The 22,592-nt window shown below is 41.6% G+C and carries 22 protein-coding genes and 1 pseudogene; 11 read left to right on the forward strand and 12 right to left on the reverse strand.

Going from position 1 to position 22,592, the window contains the following annotated elements; translation table 11 throughout:
- The first annotated feature begins 373 nt into the window (after positions 1–373).
- The gene (locus tag V7K55_RS26585; protein WP_334836222.1) at positions 374–844 is read left to right on the forward strand and encodes a hypothetical protein; all 471 of its coding nucleotides are present in this window, start codon (positions 374–376) and stop codon (positions 842–844) included.
- A 70-nt stretch (positions 845–914) separates the two neighbouring features.
- On the opposite strand, the gene V7K55_RS26590 is transcribed toward V7K55_RS26585, so the two are convergent.
- Positions 915–1,901, reverse strand: a complete 987-nt coding sequence (locus tag V7K55_RS26590; protein WP_334836224.1) for a protein rep — start codon at positions 1,899–1,901, stop codon at positions 915–917.
- Positions 1,902–2,012: 111 nt separating this feature from the next.
- Positions 2,013–2,732: a response regulator transcription factor gene (locus V7K55_RS26595; RefSeq protein WP_334836226.1), complete on the reverse strand. Its 720-nt coding sequence runs from the start codon at positions 2,730–2,732 to the stop codon at positions 2,013–2,015.
- Position 2,733: 1 nt separating this feature from the next.
- Here V7K55_RS26595 and V7K55_RS26600 point away from each other — a divergent pair, with 1 nt between their 5' ends.
- The 3 genes and pseudogenes from V7K55_RS26600 to V7K55_RS26605 all read left to right on the forward strand — a co-directional run.
- Positions 2,734–2,859, forward strand: a complete 126-nt coding sequence (locus V7K55_RS26600) for a hypothetical protein (RefSeq protein WP_334836228.1) — start codon at positions 2,734–2,736, stop codon at positions 2,857–2,859.
- 511 nt (positions 2,860–3,370) lie between these two features.
- Positions 3,371–3,568, forward strand: coding sequence for an NACHT C-terminal helical domain 2-containing protein (locus V7K55_RS27605; RefSeq protein ID WP_442949121.1), 198 nt, complete (start codon positions 3,371–3,373; stop codon positions 3,566–3,568).
- A gap of 304 nt (positions 3,569–3,872) precedes the next feature.
- Positions 3,873–4,319: pseudogene (locus tag V7K55_RS26605) on the forward strand (rhodanese-like domain-containing protein); the annotation flags it as partial.
- Between the two features lie 323 nt (positions 4,320–4,642).
- Here the strand turns inward: V7K55_RS26605 and V7K55_RS26610 are convergent.
- From V7K55_RS26610 to trpB, 6 genes are all read right to left on the reverse strand, one after another.
- Positions 4,643–5,272 carry a ribonuclease H-like domain-containing protein gene (locus V7K55_RS26610; protein WP_334836230.1) on the reverse strand — a complete coding sequence of 210 codons (630 nt, stop codon included), beginning with the start codon at positions 5,270–5,272 and terminating at the stop codon, positions 4,643–4,645.
- 89 nt (positions 5,273–5,361) lie between these two features.
- A complete protein-coding gene (locus tag V7K55_RS26615) occupies positions 5,362–5,910 on the reverse strand; it encodes a CAP domain-containing protein (protein ID WP_334836232.1) in 549 nt (182 codons plus the stop codon).
- Positions 5,911–6,256: 346 nt separating this feature from the next.
- The gene (locus V7K55_RS26620; RefSeq protein ID WP_334836233.1) at positions 6,257–6,784 is read right to left on the reverse strand and encodes a CAP domain-containing protein; all 528 of its coding nucleotides are present in this window, start codon (positions 6,782–6,784) and stop codon (positions 6,257–6,259) included.
- Between the two features lie 232 nt (positions 6,785–7,016).
- Positions 7,017–7,304, reverse strand: coding sequence for a hypothetical protein (locus V7K55_RS26625; RefSeq protein ID WP_334836235.1), 288 nt, complete (start codon positions 7,302–7,304; stop codon positions 7,017–7,019).
- A 91-nt stretch (positions 7,305–7,395) separates the two neighbouring features.
- On the reverse strand, positions 7,396–8,544 hold the full coding sequence (locus V7K55_RS26630) for a class I SAM-dependent methyltransferase (protein ID WP_334836237.1): 1,149 nt from the start codon (positions 8,542–8,544) through the stop codon (positions 7,396–7,398).
- A gap of 28 nt (positions 8,545–8,572) precedes the next feature.
- Positions 8,573–9,808, reverse strand: coding sequence for a tryptophan synthase subunit beta (gene trpB, locus V7K55_RS26635; RefSeq protein ID WP_334836239.1), 1,236 nt, complete (start codon positions 9,806–9,808; stop codon positions 8,573–8,575).
- A gap of 232 nt (positions 9,809–10,040) precedes the next feature.
- Here trpB and V7K55_RS26640 point away from each other — a divergent pair, with 232 nt between their 5' ends.
- From V7K55_RS26640 to V7K55_RS26660, 5 genes are all read left to right on the forward strand, one after another.
- On the forward strand, positions 10,041–10,388 hold the full coding sequence (locus V7K55_RS26640) for a translation initiation factor (protein WP_334836241.1): 348 nt from the start codon (positions 10,041–10,043) through the stop codon (positions 10,386–10,388).
- 141 nt (positions 10,389–10,529) lie between these two features.
- On the forward strand, positions 10,530–10,688 hold the full coding sequence (locus tag V7K55_RS26645) for a YqaE/Pmp3 family membrane protein (RefSeq protein WP_334836243.1): 159 nt from the start codon (positions 10,530–10,532) through the stop codon (positions 10,686–10,688).
- 748 nt (positions 10,689–11,436) lie between these two features.
- The gene (locus V7K55_RS26650) at positions 11,437–12,840 is read left to right on the forward strand and encodes a glycoside hydrolase 100 family protein (protein ID WP_334836246.1); all 1,404 of its coding nucleotides are present in this window, start codon (positions 11,437–11,439) and stop codon (positions 12,838–12,840) included.
- Positions 12,841–13,094: 254 nt separating this feature from the next.
- Positions 13,095–13,397: a hypothetical protein gene (locus V7K55_RS26655; protein ID WP_094328685.1), complete on the forward strand. Its 303-nt coding sequence runs from the start codon at positions 13,095–13,097 to the stop codon at positions 13,395–13,397.
- 103 nt (positions 13,398–13,500) lie between these two features.
- Entirely contained in the window at positions 13,501–13,974 is a 474-nt protein-coding gene (locus V7K55_RS26660) for a hypothetical protein (RefSeq protein ID WP_334836249.1), read from the forward strand.
- A 57-nt stretch (positions 13,975–14,031) separates the two neighbouring features.
- Here V7K55_RS26660 and V7K55_RS26665 read toward each other — a convergent pair whose 3' ends face one another.
- The 3 genes from V7K55_RS26665 to V7K55_RS26675 all read right to left on the reverse strand — a co-directional run bounded on the left by V7K55_RS26665 (position 14,032) and on the right by V7K55_RS26675 (position 18,135).
- On the reverse strand, positions 14,032–14,214 hold the full coding sequence (locus V7K55_RS26665; RefSeq protein WP_094328683.1) for a hypothetical protein: 183 nt from the start codon (positions 14,212–14,214) through the stop codon (positions 14,032–14,034).
- Positions 14,215–14,337: 123 nt separating this feature from the next.
- Complete coding sequence (locus tag V7K55_RS26670) at positions 14,338–17,367, reverse strand: UPF0182 family protein (protein ID WP_334836251.1); 3,030 nt, start codon at positions 17,365–17,367, stop codon at positions 14,338–14,340.
- Between the two features lie 171 nt (positions 17,368–17,538).
- Positions 17,539–18,135 (reverse strand): transposase, encoded by a 597-nt coding sequence (locus tag V7K55_RS26675; RefSeq protein WP_334836254.1) that lies wholly within the window; start codon positions 18,133–18,135, stop codon positions 17,539–17,541.
- 369 nt (positions 18,136–18,504) lie between these two features.
- Here V7K55_RS26675 and V7K55_RS26680 point away from each other — a divergent pair, with 369 nt between their 5' ends.
- Positions 18,505–18,678, forward strand: coding sequence for a hypothetical protein (locus tag V7K55_RS26680; RefSeq protein WP_334836256.1), 174 nt, complete (start codon positions 18,505–18,507; stop codon positions 18,676–18,678).
- 184 nt (positions 18,679–18,862) lie between these two features.
- On the opposite strand, the gene V7K55_RS26685 is transcribed toward V7K55_RS26680, so the two are convergent.
- Complete coding sequence (locus tag V7K55_RS26685) at positions 18,863–19,336, reverse strand: hypothetical protein (protein ID WP_334836258.1); 474 nt, start codon at positions 19,334–19,336, stop codon at positions 18,863–18,865.
- A gap of 168 nt (positions 19,337–19,504) precedes the next feature.
- On the opposite strand from V7K55_RS26685, the gene V7K55_RS26690 reads away from it, so the two are divergent.
- Positions 19,505–21,907, forward strand: a complete 2,403-nt coding sequence (locus V7K55_RS26690) for a GH116 family glycosyl hydrolase (RefSeq protein ID WP_334836261.1) — start codon at positions 19,505–19,507, stop codon at positions 21,905–21,907.
- Positions 21,908–22,592: the final 685 nt, after the last annotated feature.

Here is a 22,592-nt window from a genome sequence, read left to right on the forward strand (position 1 = left end):
ATCTCCTTTCTCTAAAAAAATAGTTATTTTGTACTACATTTTGATTTTCAAAATGGGGTTAATACTCTATTTATTTCAAAATGAGAATTGCTGAGAAAGAATAGGCTAACGCCTAAAAGTTATGAAGTGTGTATTTATCTACTTGCTTAGTTGCAGGACTTATTTTTTACTCTCTAAAAGTGAAAATAAATAAAGAGTTTTACTCCAATAGTCGTGATGTCAATACGCCTTTAAATATTTTTTCTTTTCAATAAAGAGTTGTACTCCACTGGTCGTGGTGTCAATACGTCTTTAAATATTTTTTCTTGGACACTTCGTGTGAAGGGGGTGTAATTAGTTTCGTTTTCAGAGTTTAAATTTTTAGGAGTTAATAATGAACTTACTTGAAACTGTTGGACACGTTCGTACCGATCTTCAAAGTCTTCATGACTGGACTGAGCATCAATTTAGGATGAAGTCAATGTCTTCTAGTCGGGTTGCTTCTGGTCGAACTCACAAATGGTTTGGATACGAGGTAATACTACTAAAGCCTAATGCGAAAATTAATCCAGGCAATTGGGATGAGAGGGTTAATCGACTTGGCGATCGCATTTTCCCAGGATGGAATTGTGCCTTATTATGCCATTATCGTCCAGGTGGTTGCATGAAACAACACACTGACCATTCCGTTTTTGAGCCTCTAGTAGTATTGGTCAATATTGGACATGCTACTTTATCCATCGATAATCAGGAATATCAGCTTCAAGATGGTCAGGTTATTAAGTTTGATTCTAGTATTCCCCATGAACTACTTCCGGTTCTATCTGACCGATGGTCTTTGTCCTTTCGCCGGATTAAGCCGTAGTCTCTACCCTTCTAAACTTATGTAATCCTTTTCATGTAAGGATTATGGGGTTGTTATTGTATCGCTGATGTCACTCTATATTAAATCTTTGTAGCTTTCGCTCCCATCGGAAAAACAAACTTTCCCCATCCACCTCATCAGTCTCTTCATTTTCATCAATGAGGTCTTGGTTTTTCTCTTCTAATTCGCGCATATACTGCCTGAGTATACCCCCAACAGCGATCGCTCTACTTTTATGCAGTTGACGGGTTAACTCTAAAAACCATTCTCTATCACCCACTAAATCTGACTCTTTCACCTGATACTTGAGAATTTCTGGGATGAGTAGTGAAGGGTTATGATGTTTAGCGATCGCGCTAATATGAACAACGGGCTGGTAATCAATCCGTAAGCACTGCTGCCACAACGCTACCCATTTGGCATGAGAAAGATAGCCATGACTGAAATAGGAAGGCGGCACCATTGCCAAAATATGTAAATGCGGGTGTGCCGAGGCTCCATCTTTACCTTTGGTGACTTCTATGGACTTTACCCAGCCTTTCGCAGTCCATACCTTCAACTCAGTCAATCGCTTAAAAGCTTTATTTATCGAATCCAAGTTTTCCTTAAGTTCCTCAATCTGACAATTCTTTACAGTCAAGGTAATAAACAGCCAACGATGTTTGGGATAATCAGTGACAACCTGTGGGAGAATTTTGTAAGCTCTTGCTTTCCACATTAGCGATCGCCGCCACTGACAAACTGGACAATGACGAACCCTACAGAATCGGGCATCTGATAGTTTTAACTTGAGAATACCTTCCGATTGGTCTGGTACTAATTGAAACTTCAGCAACTCGGAACAGATTCTCATCCGCCAAGCATACTGTTGAAAATAATGTTCGTCTGCTTTGGCGTAATAATATAAGACTTTATCAGCATTAGCTCTATGCTTGTCCCAAATTTTACCTATAGGCGAAACTTCGGATAAACTCTGGACATTTTGATTTTTATGAAACTTATCTTGAGACGATATATCAAAAGCAACAAAGTTAGAGTCTGAGGCTTGAGCAGACACGAAATCACCAAATCAGCTTGTATCAACGTCTCAAATTAACGCAGGTTATACAGTCAAGCCTCAGTAAAAGTATTTAAGTAAGCAATAAAACTACTCCTGAAATTGGAAAGCTCAGGAAGTAGTATTTTCATCGATAGCTTCAAACTTATAACCGTAGCCCCGGACAGTTTTAATAAACTCTGGTACGCTAGGATCGACTTCCATCTTTTTGCGAAGCTGGCCAATATGCACATCAACCACCCGGCCATCTCCTACGTAGTCGCAACCCCAGATTTTTTGGATTAACTGTGGGCGACTCCAAGCTTGATTAGGATGACTTGCCAAAAAATGTAAAATATTAAATTCCAGCGCTGTTAAAGCCAGAGGCTTATCGTTAAGTGTTACCTCCCGACCCTCTGGATTAATTAATAGCTGCTTAAAAATTATTCGTTGTGTTGGTGAAGGGTTAACGTAGCGTATCCGCCTCAAAAGAGCTTCTACTCTAACTTCTATTTCTGCAAGACTAAATGGTTTAGTCATGAAATCATCAGCACCTGCACTCAAGATTTTAATTTTATCAGCCTCATCAGTCCTACTAGTCAGTATCAGTACTAAAACATTATTACGACTCTGCATTTCTTGGCAGAGGCTATAACCGTTAGCATCCGGCAAATTCCAATCCAGAATTACTAAAGCTGGGTTGAATTGCTCAAACATTGATAAGGCCGTTTTACCATCTGCTGCCGCCTCTATTTGATATTTCCGACTCAAAAAACGATGAACGAGATTTCTCACACCGAAGTCGTCATCAACAATCATAATTTTGGGAGTAGTCGCGGTAATCATAACCATAATGCTGCCTATTGTAGATTGGGCGATTCGCTGTTGCGCCAGTTTTGCTTTACGTGTTTCTGTTGAGAGTGGATTCACGCGCGTCTCTGCTGAGTACGATCGCTACTGTAGTACTTGTGTACAATGAATTTTCCATGAAGTTTATGGAAACTTCAGCTAGTGGAATGCCGATCAAATGTATAGCTTGTGTATATTCTGATTTTTTAGTGTATAGTTCTTGACTTTTATACTTAAGATAAGTGTAATTGAAGAGCATTTCTACAACCACAAATATTCTAGACACACACCAGATACTACAGCAGTTGATACAAATCTGCAAAAACAACTCATTCCCTGACTAATTAGTTCTTCACAAAGGCTCACAAACCTAACCACAAGCCAATCTAGATTCTCAACTCTACCTACTCAACCGGACTTTAAGCAATGGGTATCTCCTTCTGAAGAGGGACTACGAAAATTTACTCGGCGTGCATTTACATGTAGCTACCCTTCTAAGCATATACTACACTACAAGTTTCAGCCTGAGAGAATGACAAGCCAAGGACAGGACTGAGAGCATCACCAGAAGGTATAAGGGCAGCAAAAACAGCTTTAACAGACATTGCTCAGGCAGTCCAACTGATGGATATTTACTTCTAATTAAATATCGCCATATTGGTTATGACTGGCAGTTCAACGAACAGCAAAAAGAATTGTTGCAGCAATATTATAATGTAAATAAATTATTGGTAGATTGCCTTAATAGTACTGCTGGTGTAAATCCAATAGTGCGGCAAGAGATTGAAGAGACATTATTATTAGCGATCGCAGATATAGAAAAGGCACAGAATTCATAGGAAAATGGCTGAATATTTTTGATGAATGAGGTAGGAAATTTAATCACTTTAGATGTATTTATAATGTGTTTAAATAGTTAAAACTCAAAAGTGTAACTTCAAAATATATTTAGTCAAGTCAAGAAAACATCTTTTCCTCTAGCTAGTATATATTGTCTGTATTGGCAATGGATTAAATGGCAGAAAATATTTCAATTACCCAGTCTATCTAAAGAAATACTTTGAGGATATTCATCCCATAGAAAGAGCAATTAAATATGTTTAATCCGTTAGATTGCTTTTAATATCGTCAACAGGAAAAGTTATGGTTAACAATTTAGTCGGCGGCATCATTCCCCCACAACCACCAATAGAAGCACAATCTGATCCTCATGTCCTGAAGTCTCGTCTAGAATGGGGCGAACCAGCTTTTACAATCCTCGATGTGCGCGATCGCAACACCTTCAACCAAGGTCACATTATGGGAGCAATGCCCATGCCAATAGATGAATTGGTACAGCGTGCAGTGCCTTCTTTGGATCAAAGCCGTGATATCTACGTTTACGGTGCTAATGAAGAAGAAACTGCCCAAGCTGCACAGCAACTTCGTTCTAATGGATTTGAACATGTCTCCCAACTCAAAGGTGGTCTTGAGGCATGGAAAGCGATCGGTGGCCCAACAGAAGGTATTGTTGAATCAAAAACCCCCGCAGGTGCAGATGACTACAACGTTGTAGATCGGCTAAAAAATCACCAAGAGAATCTGCAAAAGGGAGGCACTAGCACCACAGAAGCCATTAAAAAAGGAGCTAGTAACCTCAAAGAAGGTATTCAAGAGGGAGCTAGTAATCTTAAAGAAGGCATTAAAGAAGGAGCTAGTAACCTCAAAGAAAGCATTCAAGAGGGAGCTAGTAACCTCAAAGAAGGCGTTAAAGAATCTAAAAATTCCACAAACAGAGATGATTCCAATGTTGGCTCTTAGACCAACAATAACTTAGAAAATTATGCTGAGTAGGGAATCTCACTTCTTTACTCAGCACTGGGAACGGGATAACCGTGCCGCTTCCACCAACACAACAATGCCCATTTAATCGATCAATGTTCAAACAAATCTTTAAATTGCAATAAATCCAAGGAAACTATTGTTGGCAAAAATTCAAAACATTCTTGAGCAATTTGCCAACGTTCCTCTCGTTTGAGCATTTCTGTTAACTTCTGTTGCACGCTAATTAAATAGCGCACATCATTGGCAGCATAACTCAGTTGAGCTTCAGATAAGCTAGTGGCATTACCCCAATCAGAACTTTGAGAGCTTTTATCAAGTTCCACTTTTTCTAACTCTTGCACTACATCTTTGAGTCCGTGGCGATTTGTGTAAGTACGGGCTAACTTACTGGCGATTTTGGTGCAAAAAACAGGGTTAACCTGAATCCCCAGATTAGCCCGCAAAGTGGCAAGGTCAAATCGCGCAAAGTGAAATACTTTTACGACATTTGCCGCTTCCAAAAGTTTTTTTAAATTTGGGGCGTTGTCTTGGCCTTTGGCTATGCGGATTGCAGTGACTTTCCCTTCTAGGTTGCACAGTTGGACGAGACACAAGCGATCGCGCTGCGGCAATAATCCCATCGTTTCTGTATCAACTGCGATCGCTGTTGATTCTAAATACTGTCCAAGGGCTGCGTCACTGAGATCGCGATCGCTCACCTGAAAATCTTGTAATGTCATGAATTGTTCAAAAATAATAGCAGTGTCTAGCAGATAAAAGTCTTGTCAGACACTACATTATCATTGTGCAAAAAAATCAGAAATTAAATCTACCTAGTGCGAAAAAATATTTGTGTCAGGTAGACTTCGCCTTGATTATTAGTAGCAACGCCAATTCCAGTGAGGTTGTAATTGCCTTTAAGATTCTTTAGATGTCCGGGACTATTGATCCAACCAGTCACAGCTTCCTCTACAGGGTTGCTATATCCCCGGTTGAAAGCAACATTTTCCGCCGCACTGTTGTAGCGAAGAGGGACAGCTTTAACTCGCTTTTCAAATCCCTGATGGCTAAATGGGGTTTTACCCTTAGCCATATTTTGACTATGAATTCTTGCCTGTCGAGTAATATTTGCATTGAGGGTCAACTTTGGCAGTCCTTTAGAAGCCCGATATCGATTAATTTGCTCAAAAACTGATTTTTCTAACTCAGTAGTTTTAAAAGTAGGAGTCGATATTGCAACCTGACTGGAAAAGAGCGACAACAGCTTATTACGGGTGGATGTATTCGTAGAAGAATAATTTGGTATCGGAACAGTCGTTAATCCACTAGCAAGGACAAGCGCACTTAAAGCGATGCCAAAAGCAGTTTGTCGGAACATGGAGAATTGCGTTATGTGTAGAGATATAAGACTTCTACTCTAACTTATTGTTCCGACGATATATACCACGATACTATTAAGGGTTGATGAATTTCGGCAATTTGGCTACATCCCTCACGAGAAGTACAAATAATCATTTCCAATTGTCAATATTTCAATAGATTGGCTTCATATAATCACGGTTATTTTTGCTGAGAATTTAAGATTTTCATGAATTACTAAAAAATAATCTAGTATTCAATAGAAAAGTGTCACGGAAATTACATTTTCCTACATCTAACAAAAGCTTTGTCAATAGACTGAAGTTTGGGGAATTTCCGAAAAAATCTAAATTTCGCTAAACCTCTCAACGAAGGAAAATTTGTGTGAAGTAGACTTTGCCTGTACTGGTGGCAGCAACGCCAATCCCCGTCTTGTCATAATTGCCTTTAATATTGGCTAGATGCCCTGGACTTTTGAGCCAGCCTTGAACAGCGATCGTGGCAGGATCGCTATATCCTTGGTTATAAGCAACATTTTCACCAGCTGCTATGTAAGAAATACCGATTGCTTGAACACGCTCTGAAAATCCTGTATGTCCAAAGGGAACTTTCCCATTAGCCATATCCTGACTGTGAATCCTAGCTTGATTATCGATCGCAGAATTACGAGTCAGTGCTGGTAGCCCTTGGGAAGTTCTGTAGTTATTAATTTGGATGAAAACCGACTGTTCTAGAGCAGCAGTGTTGATCCTAGATGCTGCCATTTTGAAAGTATCCCTTGATCCGTTTGATAACACGGGTGTAAAATTTGGATTTTTTACAGGAGTAGCGATCGCTCCACTACTGAGAACAATAGTAGCTAAAATAATAGTGTAGATTGTTGTTTTAATCATTTGCTGAAAGTAAAGTTCCAGACAATCTAACCAAAGTAGTGTCAATCTGACAAATTGGTTATAGGTCTATATACCTCTCTTTATGCCAGTTTTATGTTGCAAAACTGTCAGCAAACGTTTAAATTCACAATCTTACAAAAAGATTGTGCTGTTTATAAAAAACTTTCCTCTACCATTAGTATGATTGTTTTACATAAATAGCATAATTTTTTTCACTAAAACCTTTGTGCAACTAGCTTTGATTGAGAGGTTCTAACTCTTCCTGCACCACGCGCAACACCCGTGCAATATATTCTGCACGCCACTGTTCCCGCTCCTTAATTACCTTGGCATCCGGCTGGTAAGCTTCAATCTCAGTAGGCAATAAAATATTTTTAACCTCTAGCAACCGTTCAATGGTGTCTAGCCGCTCATGCAGCACGGACACCTCACCAGTCAAAGCCATAACGATCGCTAACAATTTATCCGTTTGCGGATTTTCTAAGTAAACAGGTCGTTTACCCTTGGCTGTTTTTACCATATACCAATTCTCCAAAAATCAGACTACACACACAAAAGAGGGAAACCCAGATAAAATCTGACTTTCTCAATTCCAAATTACGAATTGGTATTTACTTCGTTGCCGCGACTACAAACCAACTGCCTTGGCTAACTGAGTTGCCATCATTATTGACTTTTGCTTTCCATGCCCCATTAGGGACAAACTTCTCGAATGTCTTATCTGCGGCAAAACCCGCTTCAGTCGCTAGCGTCACCAAATCTAGATCGCGTACAGCACTCCAGAATGGTTCGTTGTTGTTAGCGGTTTCCCAATCAAAAATGAACTGTGTATACACATCCATGTGACGATACAAGGGTGCTTCCAGATGGAGCATCATGCCGCCAGGAGCCAGTAGACGATAAGATTCTTGCATAACTTTACGGACGGCTGGCGGGGGAATTTCATGCAGCAAAATGTGAGAAACCACTAAGTCAAATGATTCATCTGGGAAGTTAGTATGCTCGGCATTTTGCTGTGAGAAGTGTACCCGTTTGCCCAAGGCTTCGGCTCTTGCATGAGCATAACGCAACATGGGTGCGCCTACATCTATGGCATGAATTTCTGCATCTGGGTAAGCATCTACGTAAGGTAATGTGCTATTACCAATAGAACATCCCATATCGAGAATTTTTCTAGGTCGAAAGTCGGGATACTCTGGCAGAAGGTAGTTTTGGACTATAGATAGCCCCATGTCATTGTTAAGCGGCCCCAACCAACCCAGACCATAAACGTAAACGCCGCGATCGTAAGTTGCGCCAGCAGCTAGATCGTCAGCAGTGAATTCACTGTGATATCCTCCGGGCATACAATGAATATCTACAGCCTTTTGATGATTAGGTATTTGAAAATTTGGGTCGAGGGTTAAAGTACCCAGTTCACCAACCCGATCTTTGGCACGCTCAATCAACTCTGGCAGTTGTCTGTCAACACTAGTATTTACAGCATCCCATAATATTTCCTGGTTGATGCGCTTGAGGGCACTAGTCCATCGGTAGTAGGGTTCATGCTGCATTGCTTCCCGAATTTCATGACGATTTTGGGGAGGACGCTGATGTTTTTGTTCAAACTTCGGCTTGGCTAGTTTTTCATAAACTACCTTATTTCCAGGAGAAATATTCCTGAAAATGTGCATTTTTAGACTTTGCATGAAGTTTTGGCGTGCCAACTCATCGTGAGTGGGTTGCGGTAGCATAGGGTGCTGGAATTGTTGATCCATCATTGCTCTCTTCCAAATATTTTACGTAAATTTACGATTGATCTAATAACTTAGCTACGGTTTGTACATCTTTATCACCGCGTCCAGAACAGTTAATTACAATTCGGGGACTACCGCTTAGTTGAGGACATAGGGTTTCGAGATATGCGATCGCATGGGCTGTTTCCAATGCCGGGATAATCCCTTCCAATTTCGATAATCGCTGGAATGCTGCCAAAGCTTCTGCATCTGTCACACTATAGTATTCAGCGCGACCAGTGTCTTTCAAATAGCTATGTTCTGGCCCCACACCCGGATAATCTAACCCCGCACTAATTGAGTGAGCCTCAATGATTTGCCCATCTTCATCTTGTAATAGATAACTCATTGCTCCGTGCAATACACCAACTCGTCCTTTTGTCAAGGTTGCTGCGTGTTTTTCGGTATTAACACCTTCTCCGGCGGCCTCAATCCCAATGAACCGGATAGAAGACTCATTAATAAACTCATAGAATAGTCCCATCGCATTGGAACCACCACCTACACAAGCCAAGAGAATATCAGGAAGTGCGCCCCACTTTTCCATTGCTTGGGCGCGAGTTTCTTGACCAATTACTGCATGGAAATCACGTACCATCATCGGGTAAGGATGGGGCCCTGCTACTGAACCCAGGATGTAGTGAGTTGTTTCCACATTTGTTACCCAATCGCGGATTGCTTCAGAAGTGGCATCCTTCAGGGTTCCCGTTCCCGCTTCCACCGGACGCACTTCTGCCCCCATCAACTGCATTCTAAACACATTTAAAGATTGGCGTTCCATATCATGAACGCCCATATAAATTACGCATTCCAGCCCAAAACGAGCGCAAACAGTGGCTGTAGCAACTCCATGTTGTCCAGCACCCGTTTCGGCAATAATCCGTTGCTTACCCATGCGTTTCGCCAACAATACCTGACCAAGGGCATTATTGATTTTGTGAGCGCCAGTATGATTTAAATCTTCGCGCTTTAAATAAATTTGTGGCCCGGTGCGATCGGGTCGGGCATAATGAGTAGTCAGGCGTTCAGCGAAATACAATGGTGTGGCGCGTCCTACATAATCCCGTAACAACTGCTGTAATTCTGCTTGAAAACCAGGGTCATTGCGGTATTGCTGATAAGCTGTTTCTAATTCAGCTAGCGCAGGCATCAGCGTTTCAGGTACATACTTACCGCCGAAACGTCCAAAGCGACCTAGAGAATCGGGAACCTGAACAGTTGAACTCGGAGAGAGGGGAGTGGTAGTCACGGGCTGTTTTCGATGACGGGAATGACTTAATTATTATAGAAAAGTCTGGAGCATATCTGGAGTATACCTGGGGTATATCTAGGGACTGGGGACTGGGGACTAGGTACAAATTCCCAACTCCTGGCAATGAATCTGTGATGTTAGCCTAGAAATTGATATTCCAGCAGAATGGTTGCGTAGAAGTTTCCACTGCCTTTGAAATTTTTCTTAACAAACATTATCAAACATTATTATGTCTTCTTCCAATTCTAAATCTTCTGACAAAAGCTTTGTTTACCGCGAATTTGGCAATGACAATTCTGCCGCTACAGAAAGACCAATTCCAGAACTACCTCCTCAACAACAAAATCTTAAAGTACAAGCTTCTCGCAAAGGACGCAAAGGCAAAACTGTCACAGTGATTAGCGGTTTTCAAGCTAAACCGGAAACTTTGGCAGATTTGGTGAAGCAGTTGAAAACCCAGTGTGGGACAGGTGGAACACTTAAAGATAACGAAATTGAAATTCAGGGTGAACACAAGCAGAAAATTGTTGAGATTTTGATCAAGCTAGGTTATAAAGCCAAAATTAGCGGTGGCTAATCTTGAGTGCGGTTTACCGCATCTTAAGCGTGACCTCGATTGAGAGAGAGAATGTTATCTTTGAAAAGTACAAATATGCTTGAACAGTGGTGAATAACTTCCTCAACAAGCTATTTTCGTTGAGATTAATAGGAGGTTTAAATGGATTTAGTTCGGATTCTGTGTGCCATTTTCGTACCGCCTTTGGGAGTGTTTTTACAAGTAGGCTTTGGTATGGACTTTTGGATTAATATTGTTTTGACACTTTTCGGTTACATTCCTGGAATCATTCATGCAGTGTGGATCATTTCTAGGAAATAATTTTTTGTAGCGGTAGGTTGGGTGTCATTGGTGTTAACTTAACGCGAAATGGGCGGTTAGAAACCGCGTTTACACCAAGAAAACCCACCGAGGTGGGTTAAAAAACCTTAATTTCGTGTTAGTCCGCGTAGGCGGACAATGCCAGTGTAGCCGCAAATTCTATTCGCTGGGGCTTAAGTTGATACCAATGGTTGGGTGTACCAATCTCGACAGAGGCAATTCCTGAATTGCCTCTATAACAAGGCTTATAAATTTGATATCTGCACTAAGATTTTACTTTAATACTGTAGAGAAGAAGTAACTATTTTTTTACTTCCAATAACACTTTTAAAGGCACTATAAATCATGTCTATAAAGGATTAATCTCTATAGCAGTCAATACCAAGTTAGCTCTCATTCTTTAACAAGTCCCACTAGATATATTGAAAAGAATAATCTAAAATCCCAAATTGTTTGACTGAGTTCAAATTCAAGCAAAAGCAGCTTAGGGAGGAAATATGATAGGGTTATAGGGAAGGAACGCTTTAAGTCAGGCGATCGCTATCAGACTCGCTGCAAAAAGCCTGCGGAAATATCAAAAATTGGGGTGCGAAGTCGCTACTAGTTCAGGCAGATGTCTCCGAAGAATCAGACATTGTTGAGATGGACTCTGTATGCTGACTTTTGGAAAACCCGGTCAGCTTGAGACAAGGCTGGCGTACTTTCCACAATTAAGCCGATACATATTACGTAGTGGAATTAAACGCCCATGAATAGCGCCATCGAACCGAACAGTCAACTGGAAGCAAAAGCCTGGGAATTTTTGGAAAAGTCCATAATCTATTACCAGGGAAAACCGATTGGGACTGTAGCTGCCCACGATCCAGAGTTAGATGCACTCAATTATGACCAGTGCTTTCTCCGCGATTTTGTGCCTTCTGCCTTGGTGTTTCTGATGTACGGAAAGGCAGAGATTGTCCGTAACTTCTTAGTAGAAACACTGAAACTACAAAGTCATGAAAAGCAGATGGATTGCTTTGAAGCAGGAGCGGGTTTGATGCCTGCAAGTTTCAAAGTACATTTTAATGGGAATGAGGAATTTTTGGTCGCTGATTTTGGTGAGCAGGCGATCGCTCGTGTTCCCCCAATAGATTCCTGTATGTGGTGGATTCTCTTGCTACGGGCCTATGAAAAGTCTACAGGCGATTTATCCTTGGCGCGTCAGCCAGATTTTCAAGCCGGAATCAAACTAATTTTGGATCTTTGTCTGGTACATCGGTTTTCCATGTACCCAACCATGTTAGTTCCCGATGGTGCGTTTATGATTGACCGTCGGATGGGAGTCTACGAACATCCTCTAGAAATTCAAGCTTTGTTCTACGCGTCTCTGAGGGCAGCTTGTGAATTGCTTTTATCAGATGGAGACGGCGATATTTACCTCGGCAAAGTCAATAGGCGATTGGGATCTTTGAAATATCATATCCGCAACTATTATTGGCTAGACCTAAAGCGATTGGGGGAAATCTATCGTTATAAGGGTAACGAATTCGGTAAAGAAATTGTTAATAAATTCAATATCCACCCAGAATCAATCCCCACTTGGTTAACCGACTGGTTGCCCGAAACTGGAGGATATTTAGCGGGAAATCTAGGGCCGGGACGGATGGATTTTCGCTTTTTTGCTCTGGGAAATCTAATGGCAATTTTAGCTTCTTTAGCCAGCGACAAAGAATCTGAAAGCATCATGAATTTATTTGCCCAACGCTGGCAAGACTTGATCGGCTATATGCCTGTTAAAATTTGCTTTCCGGCAATGGAAGGTTTAGAGTGGAGAATTGTTACAGGATGTGACTCTAAGAACAGCGCTTGGTCTTATCACAACGGTGGTAACTGGCCAGTTTTGCTTTGGTTATTTGCGGCTGCGGCATTGAAAACAGGACGAACAGAACTTGCTCAAGCTGCGATCGCGATCGCCGAAAAGCGTTTATTTAAGGATAAATTCCCGGAATACTACGATGGCAACAATGGTCGTTTAATTGGCAAAGAAGCCAGAATCAATCAAACTTGGAGTATTGCCGGATTACTGGCCGCTAAAAAGTTTGTGGAAAATCCAGATTACTTAGAATTAATCTGTTTTCCAGAGGGTCTTGAAGGCCCAGGCTGTAGCCTGTAGGTATTTAATGCCCTATAAGAATCTACCCCAAAGATAATTTCGCGATGCAATTATTAAGGTGTCTCTGCTAACTATTTCCCTAGTCTCCAGTCTCTAGTCCCTTCTTCTCTAATCGTAAAAAGAGAAAATTAACCTCAAATTCTCAAAGACTCGATAACTGATACACTATATTGTAAGAGGTATCTGAAGTGTCATACTTAGTAATATCACCAGATAGTCTTTGCATAATTAACACGTTTTAACGTGTATAACACATGAAAACTACTTCAGATTTAATTCCAGAATTTGAAAAACTATTCAGACAAAAATTGCAACTAAATAATTGTAAGCTTAGAAAGAAAAGACAAGAGAATAATTACGAAATTATTACTCCAGCTAAAGACATTTTTTTGATGTATTGGTCTGAATTTCCAGATATTAACTTAATATATCAGGCTGTAGGTGTACGAACTCAGCAGACTAGTGTTTATGAGCGAGCTATCCGCTTGCATATTAGTTCTTGTTTGAGTAGCATCCAGGAGAATCCTACCTCTGAATCACCATTATTGGTGAAATAACTAATACTTAGATAAACCATATAACATTTACTAAGCTCTCGCCAGTTTTGTCATATAACTGACGAGAGCTTCTCACTTAAAATCTGTTGATCGAGAGATAAAAATGCAATCCGAAAAAAATCAAGATCGAGATCAGCTAGATTATAAAACCTTGTTAGCCAATGCAAAGCAAGCCTTAAAACTTGAATACCAGAAATCAGCAGCTTTAGCATCTCAATTGCAAGCCATCAAAACTCAGTTAGAGCAAGTTCAGGCTGAGAACAAAATTCTGAGGGAAAGTGCTTATGAAGATGTAGTTAAGCACTTTGAGGCACGGACTCAAGCAGCAGAAGCACTAGCATTAAAAACAGAAGTACGCCAAAGATTCCTGGAAGCTAATGGTTGCAAAGATGATGAGAGCTTCGATAGTCTATGGGATAGCATTAAAAATAAGATTCAGATCCAAGACGGTGAAGTGAGAATCGTTGCTCAAAATGGTACTCCTAAGTTCACCTTAACGGGTAGTATGATGACTTTGAGGGATTTTATTCAATCCCTCAAAAAAGACCCAATCTCTGAAAAATTCTTCTTGAGCTAGAGAACCAAATTAATAAAAGACTTTCGCTACAATTAGACTAAAGATTGTAGCAGAAAGCTATTCATCTTCGTCTCCTGGCGGTCTTTCGCTCTCGCTTTGTTGGGCGTTCCACTCCAAAATAATCCGTTCCAGCATCTCAGACTGCGTACAGTTATTAACATCGGCGTACATTTTAATCAACTGCCTCACTTTCGGACTAATGTGGCGGATCTCTAGTTGGTTACTTTGTAGCATGTTCATTAACTTTTAGTGTCTATTACATTATGTTGGACTATTAAACTATGCCTGTTGCAATAAATTTTGTTAATGGCGATCGCTCCCTGTCCCCTGCTATGTAATTATTTTTACTTTATAAATAATCCCTTAACCTGGTGGGGCTACTTCTTCAAAAGGACGGATAATTGCAGGGGCTGGTGTAACTTCTGGTTTAAAAATTGCCTGCAATGCTTGCTCTAAAGTTTGGGCCATAACAATTCGATTTTCGTAAGCCACTACTACCCTCACCAAGGTTGGTAAGCTATTTTGTGCAGCTTCTAAATAGATTGGCTCGACATACAGCAGCGATTGCTCAATAGGAATCACTAATAGATTGCCTTGAATGGCTTTCGACCCTTGGCGATTCCACAGGGAAATTTGCTGAGAGATTACTGGATCTTGGTTAATCCGCGCTTCGATTTGCTCTGGCCCATAGACCAGTCTTTCTTTAGGAAAAGTATATAACAATAACTTACCGTAATTAACACCATCCGATCGCGCCGCTAACCAAGCGATTAAGTTACTCCGTTGTCTGGGAGTATAGGGCGAAAACAGAATAAACTCTTCTTTACCAGAGTCCGCGCCAACAACAGATGCAGTGGGTAGACTAGTAATTAAATAGTACGGCTCTACTGGACGAGTTTCACTGCCATAGATTTCATTAGGAATCTGCCACTGGTCTTCCCGATTGTAAAATACCTGGGGATCGGTCATGTGGTAGGTCATCAACCGCTCAGATTGAATTTTGAAAAAGTCCACCGGATACCGAGTATGACTGCGGAGATTAACAGGCATTGTACTGAGCGGTTTAAACATTTGGGGAAATATCTCTGACCAAGTGGCAATTATCGGATCGCTGGAATCGGCAGTATAGAAATTGACACTGCCGTTGTAGGCATCAACCACTACTTTGACAGAATTGCGAATGTAGTTAATCCCATCGCTACCAGTGTCTGAGTAAGGATAGCGATCGCTAGTTGTGTAGGCATCAATAATCCAGTAAAGATAACTGGGATTACGGGGAAAATCTTGATTAGCAGCAGCAGCAACTAAATAAGGATCGCTGTCAAATTTCAAAAAAGGTGCGATCGCTTGAATTCTTTGCTTGACATTTCGCCGGAATAGCACCCTTGTCTCTGGTAAAAAATCCTGTGTCAGCACCATCTGCCAATCTTTCAAATACATGGCAAATAACCACCGTCGCCATGCTGAACCGATTTCAACTCCACCCTGACCATCGTAAGAGTTGTAAACATTGTCACTACCACTAGGGTAGTCTAGTTCTCTGACTCTTGTACCAGTCATTACATAACTATTAGTAATCTGACCGTAATAAATTCGGGGTAGCCCAAGGGGAATACTGTAACGAATAGCTTGACTGGAAGTTGTCAAAGGGCTACTACTACCGCTAATATCTTTGACAAAATATTCGGGTAGCCCTCCCGGCCCAACCGTATTAACTGGACTAACAGTAAATCCGAAACCGTGGGTATAAATTAAATGACGGTTAACCCACGTTTGAGCCGCCTGTGGTACGCCAGTATAGTCTAGTTCGCGTGCGGCAATCAGTACCTGTCGCCGTTCCGTTGTTTCAAATGCTTTCTGCTTAGGTTCTGATGGGTTTTGAGGGGTAGATAGTCGGCGTGAGGTGACATCTGTTTTGAGAGTATACCGATCGATATCCGCATTGGGGAACCGATAATACGGTCGAATTTGTTGCAACTGACGATTAGTTTGTAACAGTGGTCGCTGATCCCAAAGGCGAATATTCCGAATTGTCAAGTCATTCTTTTGAATATCAGCTTCAGTCAACGTTCCTTGAGGGTTGAAGCCTCTGGTATCGATCGCGTCTAAATCAAATGCTTGGCGAGTCAAGGCGATAGTCCGTTGAATGTAGCGTTGCTCTCGCTGCAACTCATTAGGTTGGACAATTAAATATTGCACTACCGTAGGTAAAACAACGTCAGCCGCTACAACTAGTACTAGATAAATCCCCAAAGTGTAAAATACTAAGGGACGATGCTGAGATTTAGATTTCCAGAAAAACGTTCGCCAAAGTAGGTAAAAGGCGATCGCTACTGCCACAACGCACAAGACAGTGTAAGCTGGCAACTGGGTTGTCACATCAGTATAGCTAGCACCATAACTAACACCACGGCTAGAATACACCAGTTCATAGCGACTGAGCCAATAACTCAAAGCTACTACCAGCATCAACAAGCCACCCATACCGAATAAATGACGCTGCTGCTGGGGCGAAAAACCAGGAAAAATCCCCTGACTCAAACTGTCTGCTGACAGAAGATAAGTGAGGGTAACGGCGACGAAACCATACAAACATAATCCCATCAACCAGAGTTCTAGCAGTTCCCAAAGGGGTAAGGAAAATACGTAAAAGCTGATATCTCGACCAAATAAAGGGTCAGTGTTGTTGAAAGGGGTGGGGTGGAAATATTGCAGCACCTTTGGCCAGTGCTGGAATAGGATGAATCCAAAAATCGGACTTAAGAAAACTGCGATCGCAGTTAGTAAAAATTGGGGATAGATTAAGATTGCGATCGCTACTCCCCCAATTAAACCGAGATACCAGACTTGAGAGACAATTTGCCTCAAGAGTTGCCAGATTGTCTCTGGTCTAAATAGGGCGGGAATGGGTAAAATACCCCGATTAACTGGAGAATGCCAGTAGAAAAGAGCAATTTGACCATAGTGAACCAGTATCAACCCGATTAACAAACTCAGTACTAGAGTTAGGGGTAATAACCAGCGCAATCTCAGTTTTTTAAAGCGTTGCGGCGGAAGTATCAGGGTTTCGTGGCTTCTTGGATAACTAGGGCTGAGAAAATTTGTTAATTCACTGGTGAGTTCTGCTTCCTCACGCCTGACTTCTTCAATCTTCAGAGACGGCGAATATTTTAGTCGTTGTGCTAAAGCCAGATTTAATAGTAAATAGGCAGCAGTTACCCCAGCCACGACTACCCACAAAATACCGCGAGTCAACACCCTCAAAAGAAATACTTGGAGGTAGCCGACTTCCTGAAACCAAAAAATCTCTGCTCCCAGGCGGGAACCCAAATCGAGGATTAGCCACAGCCCGAAGAATCCAATTAATAGTCTAAAGCCCCATTTCCAATACATTTATATGTAATTTAATAAGAAAGAATCTATAAAAGAAGGACTGGCAACCTCGTTCCAAGAATGCAATGAGGAGTTGGATTGGTCATTGTAGGGGCACAACATTGTTGTGCCCTTACCAAGTGTTGCATCCCAACGCGAATTCATATTTATGACATAACACATGATTTTAGATCAAAAAGGGATATCAAACAGGAAATCTTGATCATCAGAATTATGTTGCAGGTTTTCTAGATAATCTGCCCAATGTAGGGGATTATATAAAATATATTCTCGGATGTTATCTACAGATTTTTGCTCTCTTCCAATGTGTTCGTAAAAATTGCGCTGCCAGATTGATTGTCCTTTGGTCTGCCAAATTATATTAATGCGTTTGCTGACAACGCCTTTATAGCTGCGAATAACTGTAGAAATAGAACCATGTACAGGGTTGCCGAATTTTTCTGTATTGCGGTCAAGATTTTGATTGAGGGCACAACAATGTTGTGCCCCTACGGGTTTGTTGGTGATGATTAAGATGCCATGTAGATGGTTAGGCATGACTACAAAGGTATCTAATTCAATGTGGAGAAAATGATCGGATATTGTTTGCCAGCAGTTGAAGGCAATATGACCTAAAGAATTTAATTGCATTTCGCCCTTAACCACATTACCAAATAAACATTGCCGCGCTTTGGTGCAAATGGTGATGAAATATGCACCAGGTTGGGTGTAATCGTACCCTTTCAAGCGAATAGAATGGCGGTGGTGTCTTTGTGGATCATAGGGCATTGATTTTTACATACAGTTATTAGCAATATGTGTGTATTTTAATCGATAATTTTTATCTGCGTCCATATACATAACGTAGGGGCACGGCATTGCAATGCCCTCCAACCCATCTGGCATCTCAACGATAAACAATATTGTTTTGCACAGTGCGTATTACATTTGAATGATGCTAATAATTTCTATTGCCATTGATATAAATAACGTAGGGGCACGGCAATGCTGTGCCCTCCTACCCATTTGGCATCTAAACGATAAACAATATTGCTTTGCACAATGCCTATTACATTTGAATGATGCTAATTCTTCTACGGAAAATTGCAAATAAAATTTTGGCTGCGGTGAACAGTTCTATCAAGGCACAACATTGCTGTGCCCCTACGCAAGATATTGGTGATAAGTTTAGTAGTTAATTTGTGTTTTTTCAGGTTGCAGGTTTGTGAAGATGGGATGATAACGAAAGCGATCGCTCCTGACTCACCATCATTCACTCTTGAATTTCGGATGTTGCAGTTCAAAGCCCGAAGTTCCGAGTTCAAAGAGTAAGCAATTGCCTTTGGATCTCGGATGTTGCTGTTCAAAGCTCGAAGTTTCGTGTTCTCATCTCGAAATTCTATGTTCAGAGATTGAAGCTTCGAGTTCAGAACTCGGAACGCCGAGGAATTTACTCCAACATCCGAGTTCTGAGCCTCAACATTGCACCTTAGAAGGGCAATTACCGAGTTATTTTCTACAACGCTGCTGCTTGAGGCTTGACTTTCCGAGACTTACGGGCGAACCTTTGCCCCATTTCCTCAACTACTGTCTCTAAACCAGCGCCTTGTCCACTAACTTTGGCATAAGTATACACCTGCAACGCGGCTGCATAGGCTTCACTACCCACCGCTAAAAATGTATCATCCACCAATTCTTGGAATTGTGTGAGCGACAGCAATACTGGATACAACGCCTCAAACAATTGTACATCCTTCCGCATTTCATCCAGGTCAAACGATCGCGGTAAAAACTCTGGGTTCTGTGTCGCCACCTCCAATGCTTTGCTGACAAAGGCGCGGCTTTTATCTCCCATCTTGGGTAAAGCTTTCCGTTCCTCGTTAGTTAAATCAATCAAAAATGGTAGCTTCTCTTTAATTGTAGCGATCGCTTGCAACACAGCATCTCTATCTGATTGCGCTAGTGTTGCACTAATTGGGGCTGTGGACATAGAAATTAGTCTCCAGTAAGTTTCTTAACTTTAGAGTGCCCACATATACAACAAAATTACCAAATAGGGACACGGCATTGCCATGCCCCTACATCGTTGTGCCCCTTGAGAAAAATCACACATCGCGCTAGTCTTCATTGACGTAACTGCACGCTGTAACATTAGGCGATGACAAATCAACTCTCTCCGAAAATTCCCTCTTGCACTTGGAGCCGTCCCATCGGCTTAGGCTGGGAAAAACCTTATACCGTCCGCTACCCAAGTAATATCGATGATGGCCCTTGGCATGGTATGCCTTTAGGTGGTTTTGGTGCAGGTTGCATCGGTCGTTCTTCACGGGGAGATTTTAACCTGTGGCACATCGATGGCGGTGAACATACCTTCAAAAACGTTCCCGCTTGTCAATTCAGTGTGTTTGAATCCAATAGCATATCTTCCCAAGCCTACGCTTTATCTACCCAAGCGCCTGATGATGGTACTCTCAAAGCTTGGCAATGGTATCCAACACTTGCAGAGGGTACAGGAAATTATCACGCGCTATACCCACGTAGCTGGTTTGTGTATGAAAATATTTTTAACGCACAGTTGACTTGTGAGCAGTTTTCACCAATCTGGGCTGGGAATTATCAAGAAACTAGCTACCCTGTGGCAACATTTCTCTGGAATGCCCACAACCCCACAGATGCACCAATCACTCTGAGCATTATGCTCACTTGGCAAAATATGGTGGGCTGGTTTACAAATGCCCTGAAATCTCCCGAAGTGCGGGTGCGCGATGATGGTAGTCCGGTTTACGAATACCAACCACGCTGGGGCGAAAGTCAAGGTAACTATAACCAGATAGTTGAAAATACAGAACAGTTTGGCTGTGTTTTAAGTCGGGTTGGTAGCGATAAACCTTTAGAAGAAGGTGACGGAACTTGGTGTATTGCGACGCTGAAACATCCCCAAGTAGAAATATTTCATCACACTCACTGGAATCCTGAAGGAACGGGTGAGGAAGTGTGGGAAAGCTTTGCGAAAGATGGTTCTTTGCCCAATTATATAGATACAAATCCAGTAGCAGAAGGTGAACAATTAGGGGCGGCGATCGCACTTCGTTTCACTCTCCAACCAGGTGAAACTCTGGAAATCCCCTTTGTCCTCGCTTGGGATTTGCCCATTACAGAATTTGCCGCCGGGGTTAATTATTACCGCAGATATACAGACTTTTTTGATAAAAGTGGAAATAACGCTTGGGCGATCGCATCTACTGCATTACAAGAATACCAAAGTTGGCGATCGCAAATTCAAATTTGGCAACAACCCATTCTCGACCGGGAAGATTTGCCTAACTGGTTTAAAATGGCTCTATTTAATGAGCTTTACGACCTCACTAGCGGCGGTACTCTCTGGAGTGCTGCATCAAAACTTGACCCCATCGGTCAGTTTGCAGTGCTGGAGTGTCTAGATTACCGCTGGTATGAAAGTCTAGATGTACGATTATATGGCTCTTTTGGACTGCTGATGCTGTTTCCCGAACTGGAAAAATCGGTGATGAGGGCATTTGCACGGGCGATTCCTCAAGGTGATAACACACCCCGGATAATCGGCTATTACATGACAATTAAGGCAGAAAGCCCGATTGCAGTTCGCAAAGTTGCAGGTGCAACACCCCACGATTTAGGCGCACCGAATGAACACGTTTGGCAGAAAACCAACTACACCAGCTATCAAGACTGCAATTTATGGAAAGATTTAGGTAGTGATTTTGTCTTGCAAGTATACCGTGATTTTCTGCTCACTGGTGCTGACGATGTAGAATTTCTAGCAGATTGTTGGAATGCCATCGTTCAAACCCTCGACTACCTGAAAACCTTTGACCTTGATGGCGATGGGATTCCTGAAAACTCTGGTGCGCCTGACCAAACCTTTGATGATTGGCGGTTACAAGGTGTCAGCGCCTATTGTGGTGGGTTGTGGTTAGCAGCGCTAGAGGCTGCGATCGCAATTAGCGATATTTTATTAACTTACCAGACAGGTGACACAGCAGAGTTGGCAACCCAAAAATCCACTTATGAAACTTGGTTACAACAATCTCTTCCTATTTACCAAGAAAAACTTTGGAACGGGGAATATTACCGACTTGATAGTAAAAGTGGTTCCGATGTGGTAATGGCAGATCAATTGTGCGGACAATTTTACGCCCGACTCCTGGACTTACCAGATATTGTACCGAGCGATCGCGTCCTTTCGGCTCTGAAAACAGTTTATGAAGCGTGCTTTTTGAAATTCTGCAATGGAGAGTTTGGTGCGGCTAATGGTGTTCGTCCTGACGGTTCACCAGAAAACCCGAAAGCAACTCATCCCCTAGAAGTTTGGACAGGGATAAACTTTGGGCTAGCGGCTTTTCTTGTGCAAATGGGAATGAAGGATGAAGCCTTGAGGTTAACACAAGCTGTAGTCCAGCAAATTTATGACAATGGTCTGCAATTTCGCACCCCTGAAGCTATCACCGCAACTGGTACTTTCCGCGCTAGCACTTACTTACGAGCAATGGCAATCTGGGGAATTTACTTAGTTATTCACTGATTAGCTATCAAAACGGTTCTCATTTGGATGTAATACACTTTTCCTCTCTAAACCTCTTTCTTAAAAGGAGAGATGCTTTAAATCTTACTCTCCTCCCCTACAAGGGAAGGGGCTGGGAGTTAGCTCTAGCTTACATCCAAATGAGAACCGCTATAGTATTGTATATATGCAGAAGTGTTGCCAAATTTAGCCTATCTTTAATCTGAGAAAGCAGAGTCTAGATTGGTGATTTTATTTTCCGAGTGTTTCCGGAAGCGAAGGAAAATTTCAGTAATGGTAAGAGTTGAAGGATTGAGAACTCCAGACTACTCTATGCTGACTATATCTTTGTTCTAGACCGAGGTATTTTTGTTGAGCAAAGCACTCATCACTAACTCATGTCAATTGGCGATTTTTATTAGTATTTAGCCTAACTGCGGCAACATCCTTAGTCTCAACTTTATAATTTTATTTAATATTAATATATATAAAAGTTACTACTGAATGAAATTAACAGTTTTATATGTTAATCGGCTTTGTCTCTATTACTAAATTTTCTAATATTTTACATATATAGAATTACTATTTGATTTTTGAACAAAATTAGTATTGTAGGGTGTGTTAGAACAAAGTTCGTAACGCACCATTATCAAGGATTTAGTGCCGTACTCTCCGGAAAAGACAACGCCAGGTCGCTCAAGTCGGG

The organism is Nostoc sp., from assembly GCF_036919895.1.
Lineage (GTDB): Bacteria > Cyanobacteriota > Cyanobacteriia > Cyanobacteriales > Nostocaceae > Nostoc.

What these genes read in the sequence shown, in the direction of transcription:
- V7K55_RS26625 (WP_334836235.1), bottom strand. Translation starts at nt 7,304, where the DNA reads ATGGTAAAAACAGCCAAGGGTAAACGACCTGTTTACTTAGAAAATCCG.
- V7K55_RS26610 (WP_334836230.1), bottom strand. Translation starts at nt 5,272, where the DNA reads ATGACATTACAAGATTTTCAGGTGAGCGATCGCGATCTCAGTGACGCA.
- V7K55_RS26585 (WP_334836222.1), top strand. Translation starts at nt 374, where the DNA reads ATGAACTTACTTGAAACTGTTGGACACGTTCGTACCGATCTTCAAAGT.
- V7K55_RS26615 (WP_334836232.1), bottom strand. Translation starts at nt 5,910, where the DNA reads ATGTTCCGACAAACTGCTTTTGGCATCGCTTTAAGTGCGCTTGTCCTT.
- V7K55_RS26670 (WP_334836251.1), bottom strand. Translation starts at nt 17,367, where the DNA reads ATGTATTGGAAATGGGGCTTTAGACTATTAATTGGATTCTTCGGGCTG.
- V7K55_RS26595 (WP_334836226.1), bottom strand. Translation starts at nt 2,732, where the DNA reads ATGGTTATGATTACCGCGACTACTCCCAAAATTATGATTGTTGATGAC.
- V7K55_RS26675 (WP_334836254.1), bottom strand. Translation starts at nt 18,135, where the DNA reads ATGCCCTATGATCCACAAAGACACCACCGCCATTCTATTCGCTTGAAA.
- V7K55_RS26620 (WP_334836233.1), bottom strand. Translation starts at nt 6,784, where the DNA reads ATGATTAAAACAACAATCTACACTATTATTTTAGCTACTATTGTTCTC.
- V7K55_RS26650 (WP_334836246.1), top strand. Translation starts at nt 11,437, where the DNA reads ATGAATAGCGCCATCGAACCGAACAGTCAACTGGAAGCAAAAGCCTGG.
- V7K55_RS26655 (WP_094328685.1), top strand. Translation starts at nt 13,095, where the DNA reads ATGAAAACTACTTCAGATTTAATTCCAGAATTTGAAAAACTATTCAGA.
- V7K55_RS26640 (WP_334836241.1), top strand. Translation starts at nt 10,041, where the DNA reads ATGTCTTCTTCCAATTCTAAATCTTCTGACAAAAGCTTTGTTTACCGC.
- V7K55_RS26685 (WP_334836258.1), bottom strand. Translation starts at nt 19,336, where the DNA reads ATGTCCACAGCCCCAATTAGTGCAACACTAGCGCAATCAGATAGAGAT.
- V7K55_RS26690 (WP_334836261.1), top strand. Translation starts at nt 19,505, where the DNA reads ATGACAAATCAACTCTCTCCGAAAATTCCCTCTTGCACTTGGAGCCGT.
- V7K55_RS26600 (WP_334836228.1), top strand. Translation starts at nt 2,734, where the DNA reads ATGCTGCCTATTGTAGATTGGGCGATTCGCTGTTGCGCCAGTTTTGCT.
- V7K55_RS26645 (WP_334836243.1), top strand. Translation starts at nt 10,530, where the DNA reads ATGGATTTAGTTCGGATTCTGTGTGCCATTTTCGTACCGCCTTTGGGA.
- V7K55_RS26660 (WP_334836249.1), top strand. Translation starts at nt 13,501, where the DNA reads ATGCAATCCGAAAAAAATCAAGATCGAGATCAGCTAGATTATAAAACC.
- V7K55_RS26630 (WP_334836237.1), bottom strand. Translation starts at nt 8,544, where the DNA reads ATGATGGATCAACAATTCCAGCACCCTATGCTACCGCAACCCACTCAC.
- V7K55_RS26665 (WP_094328683.1), bottom strand. Translation starts at nt 14,214, where the DNA reads ATGAACATGCTACAAAGTAACCAACTAGAGATCCGCCACATTAGTCCG.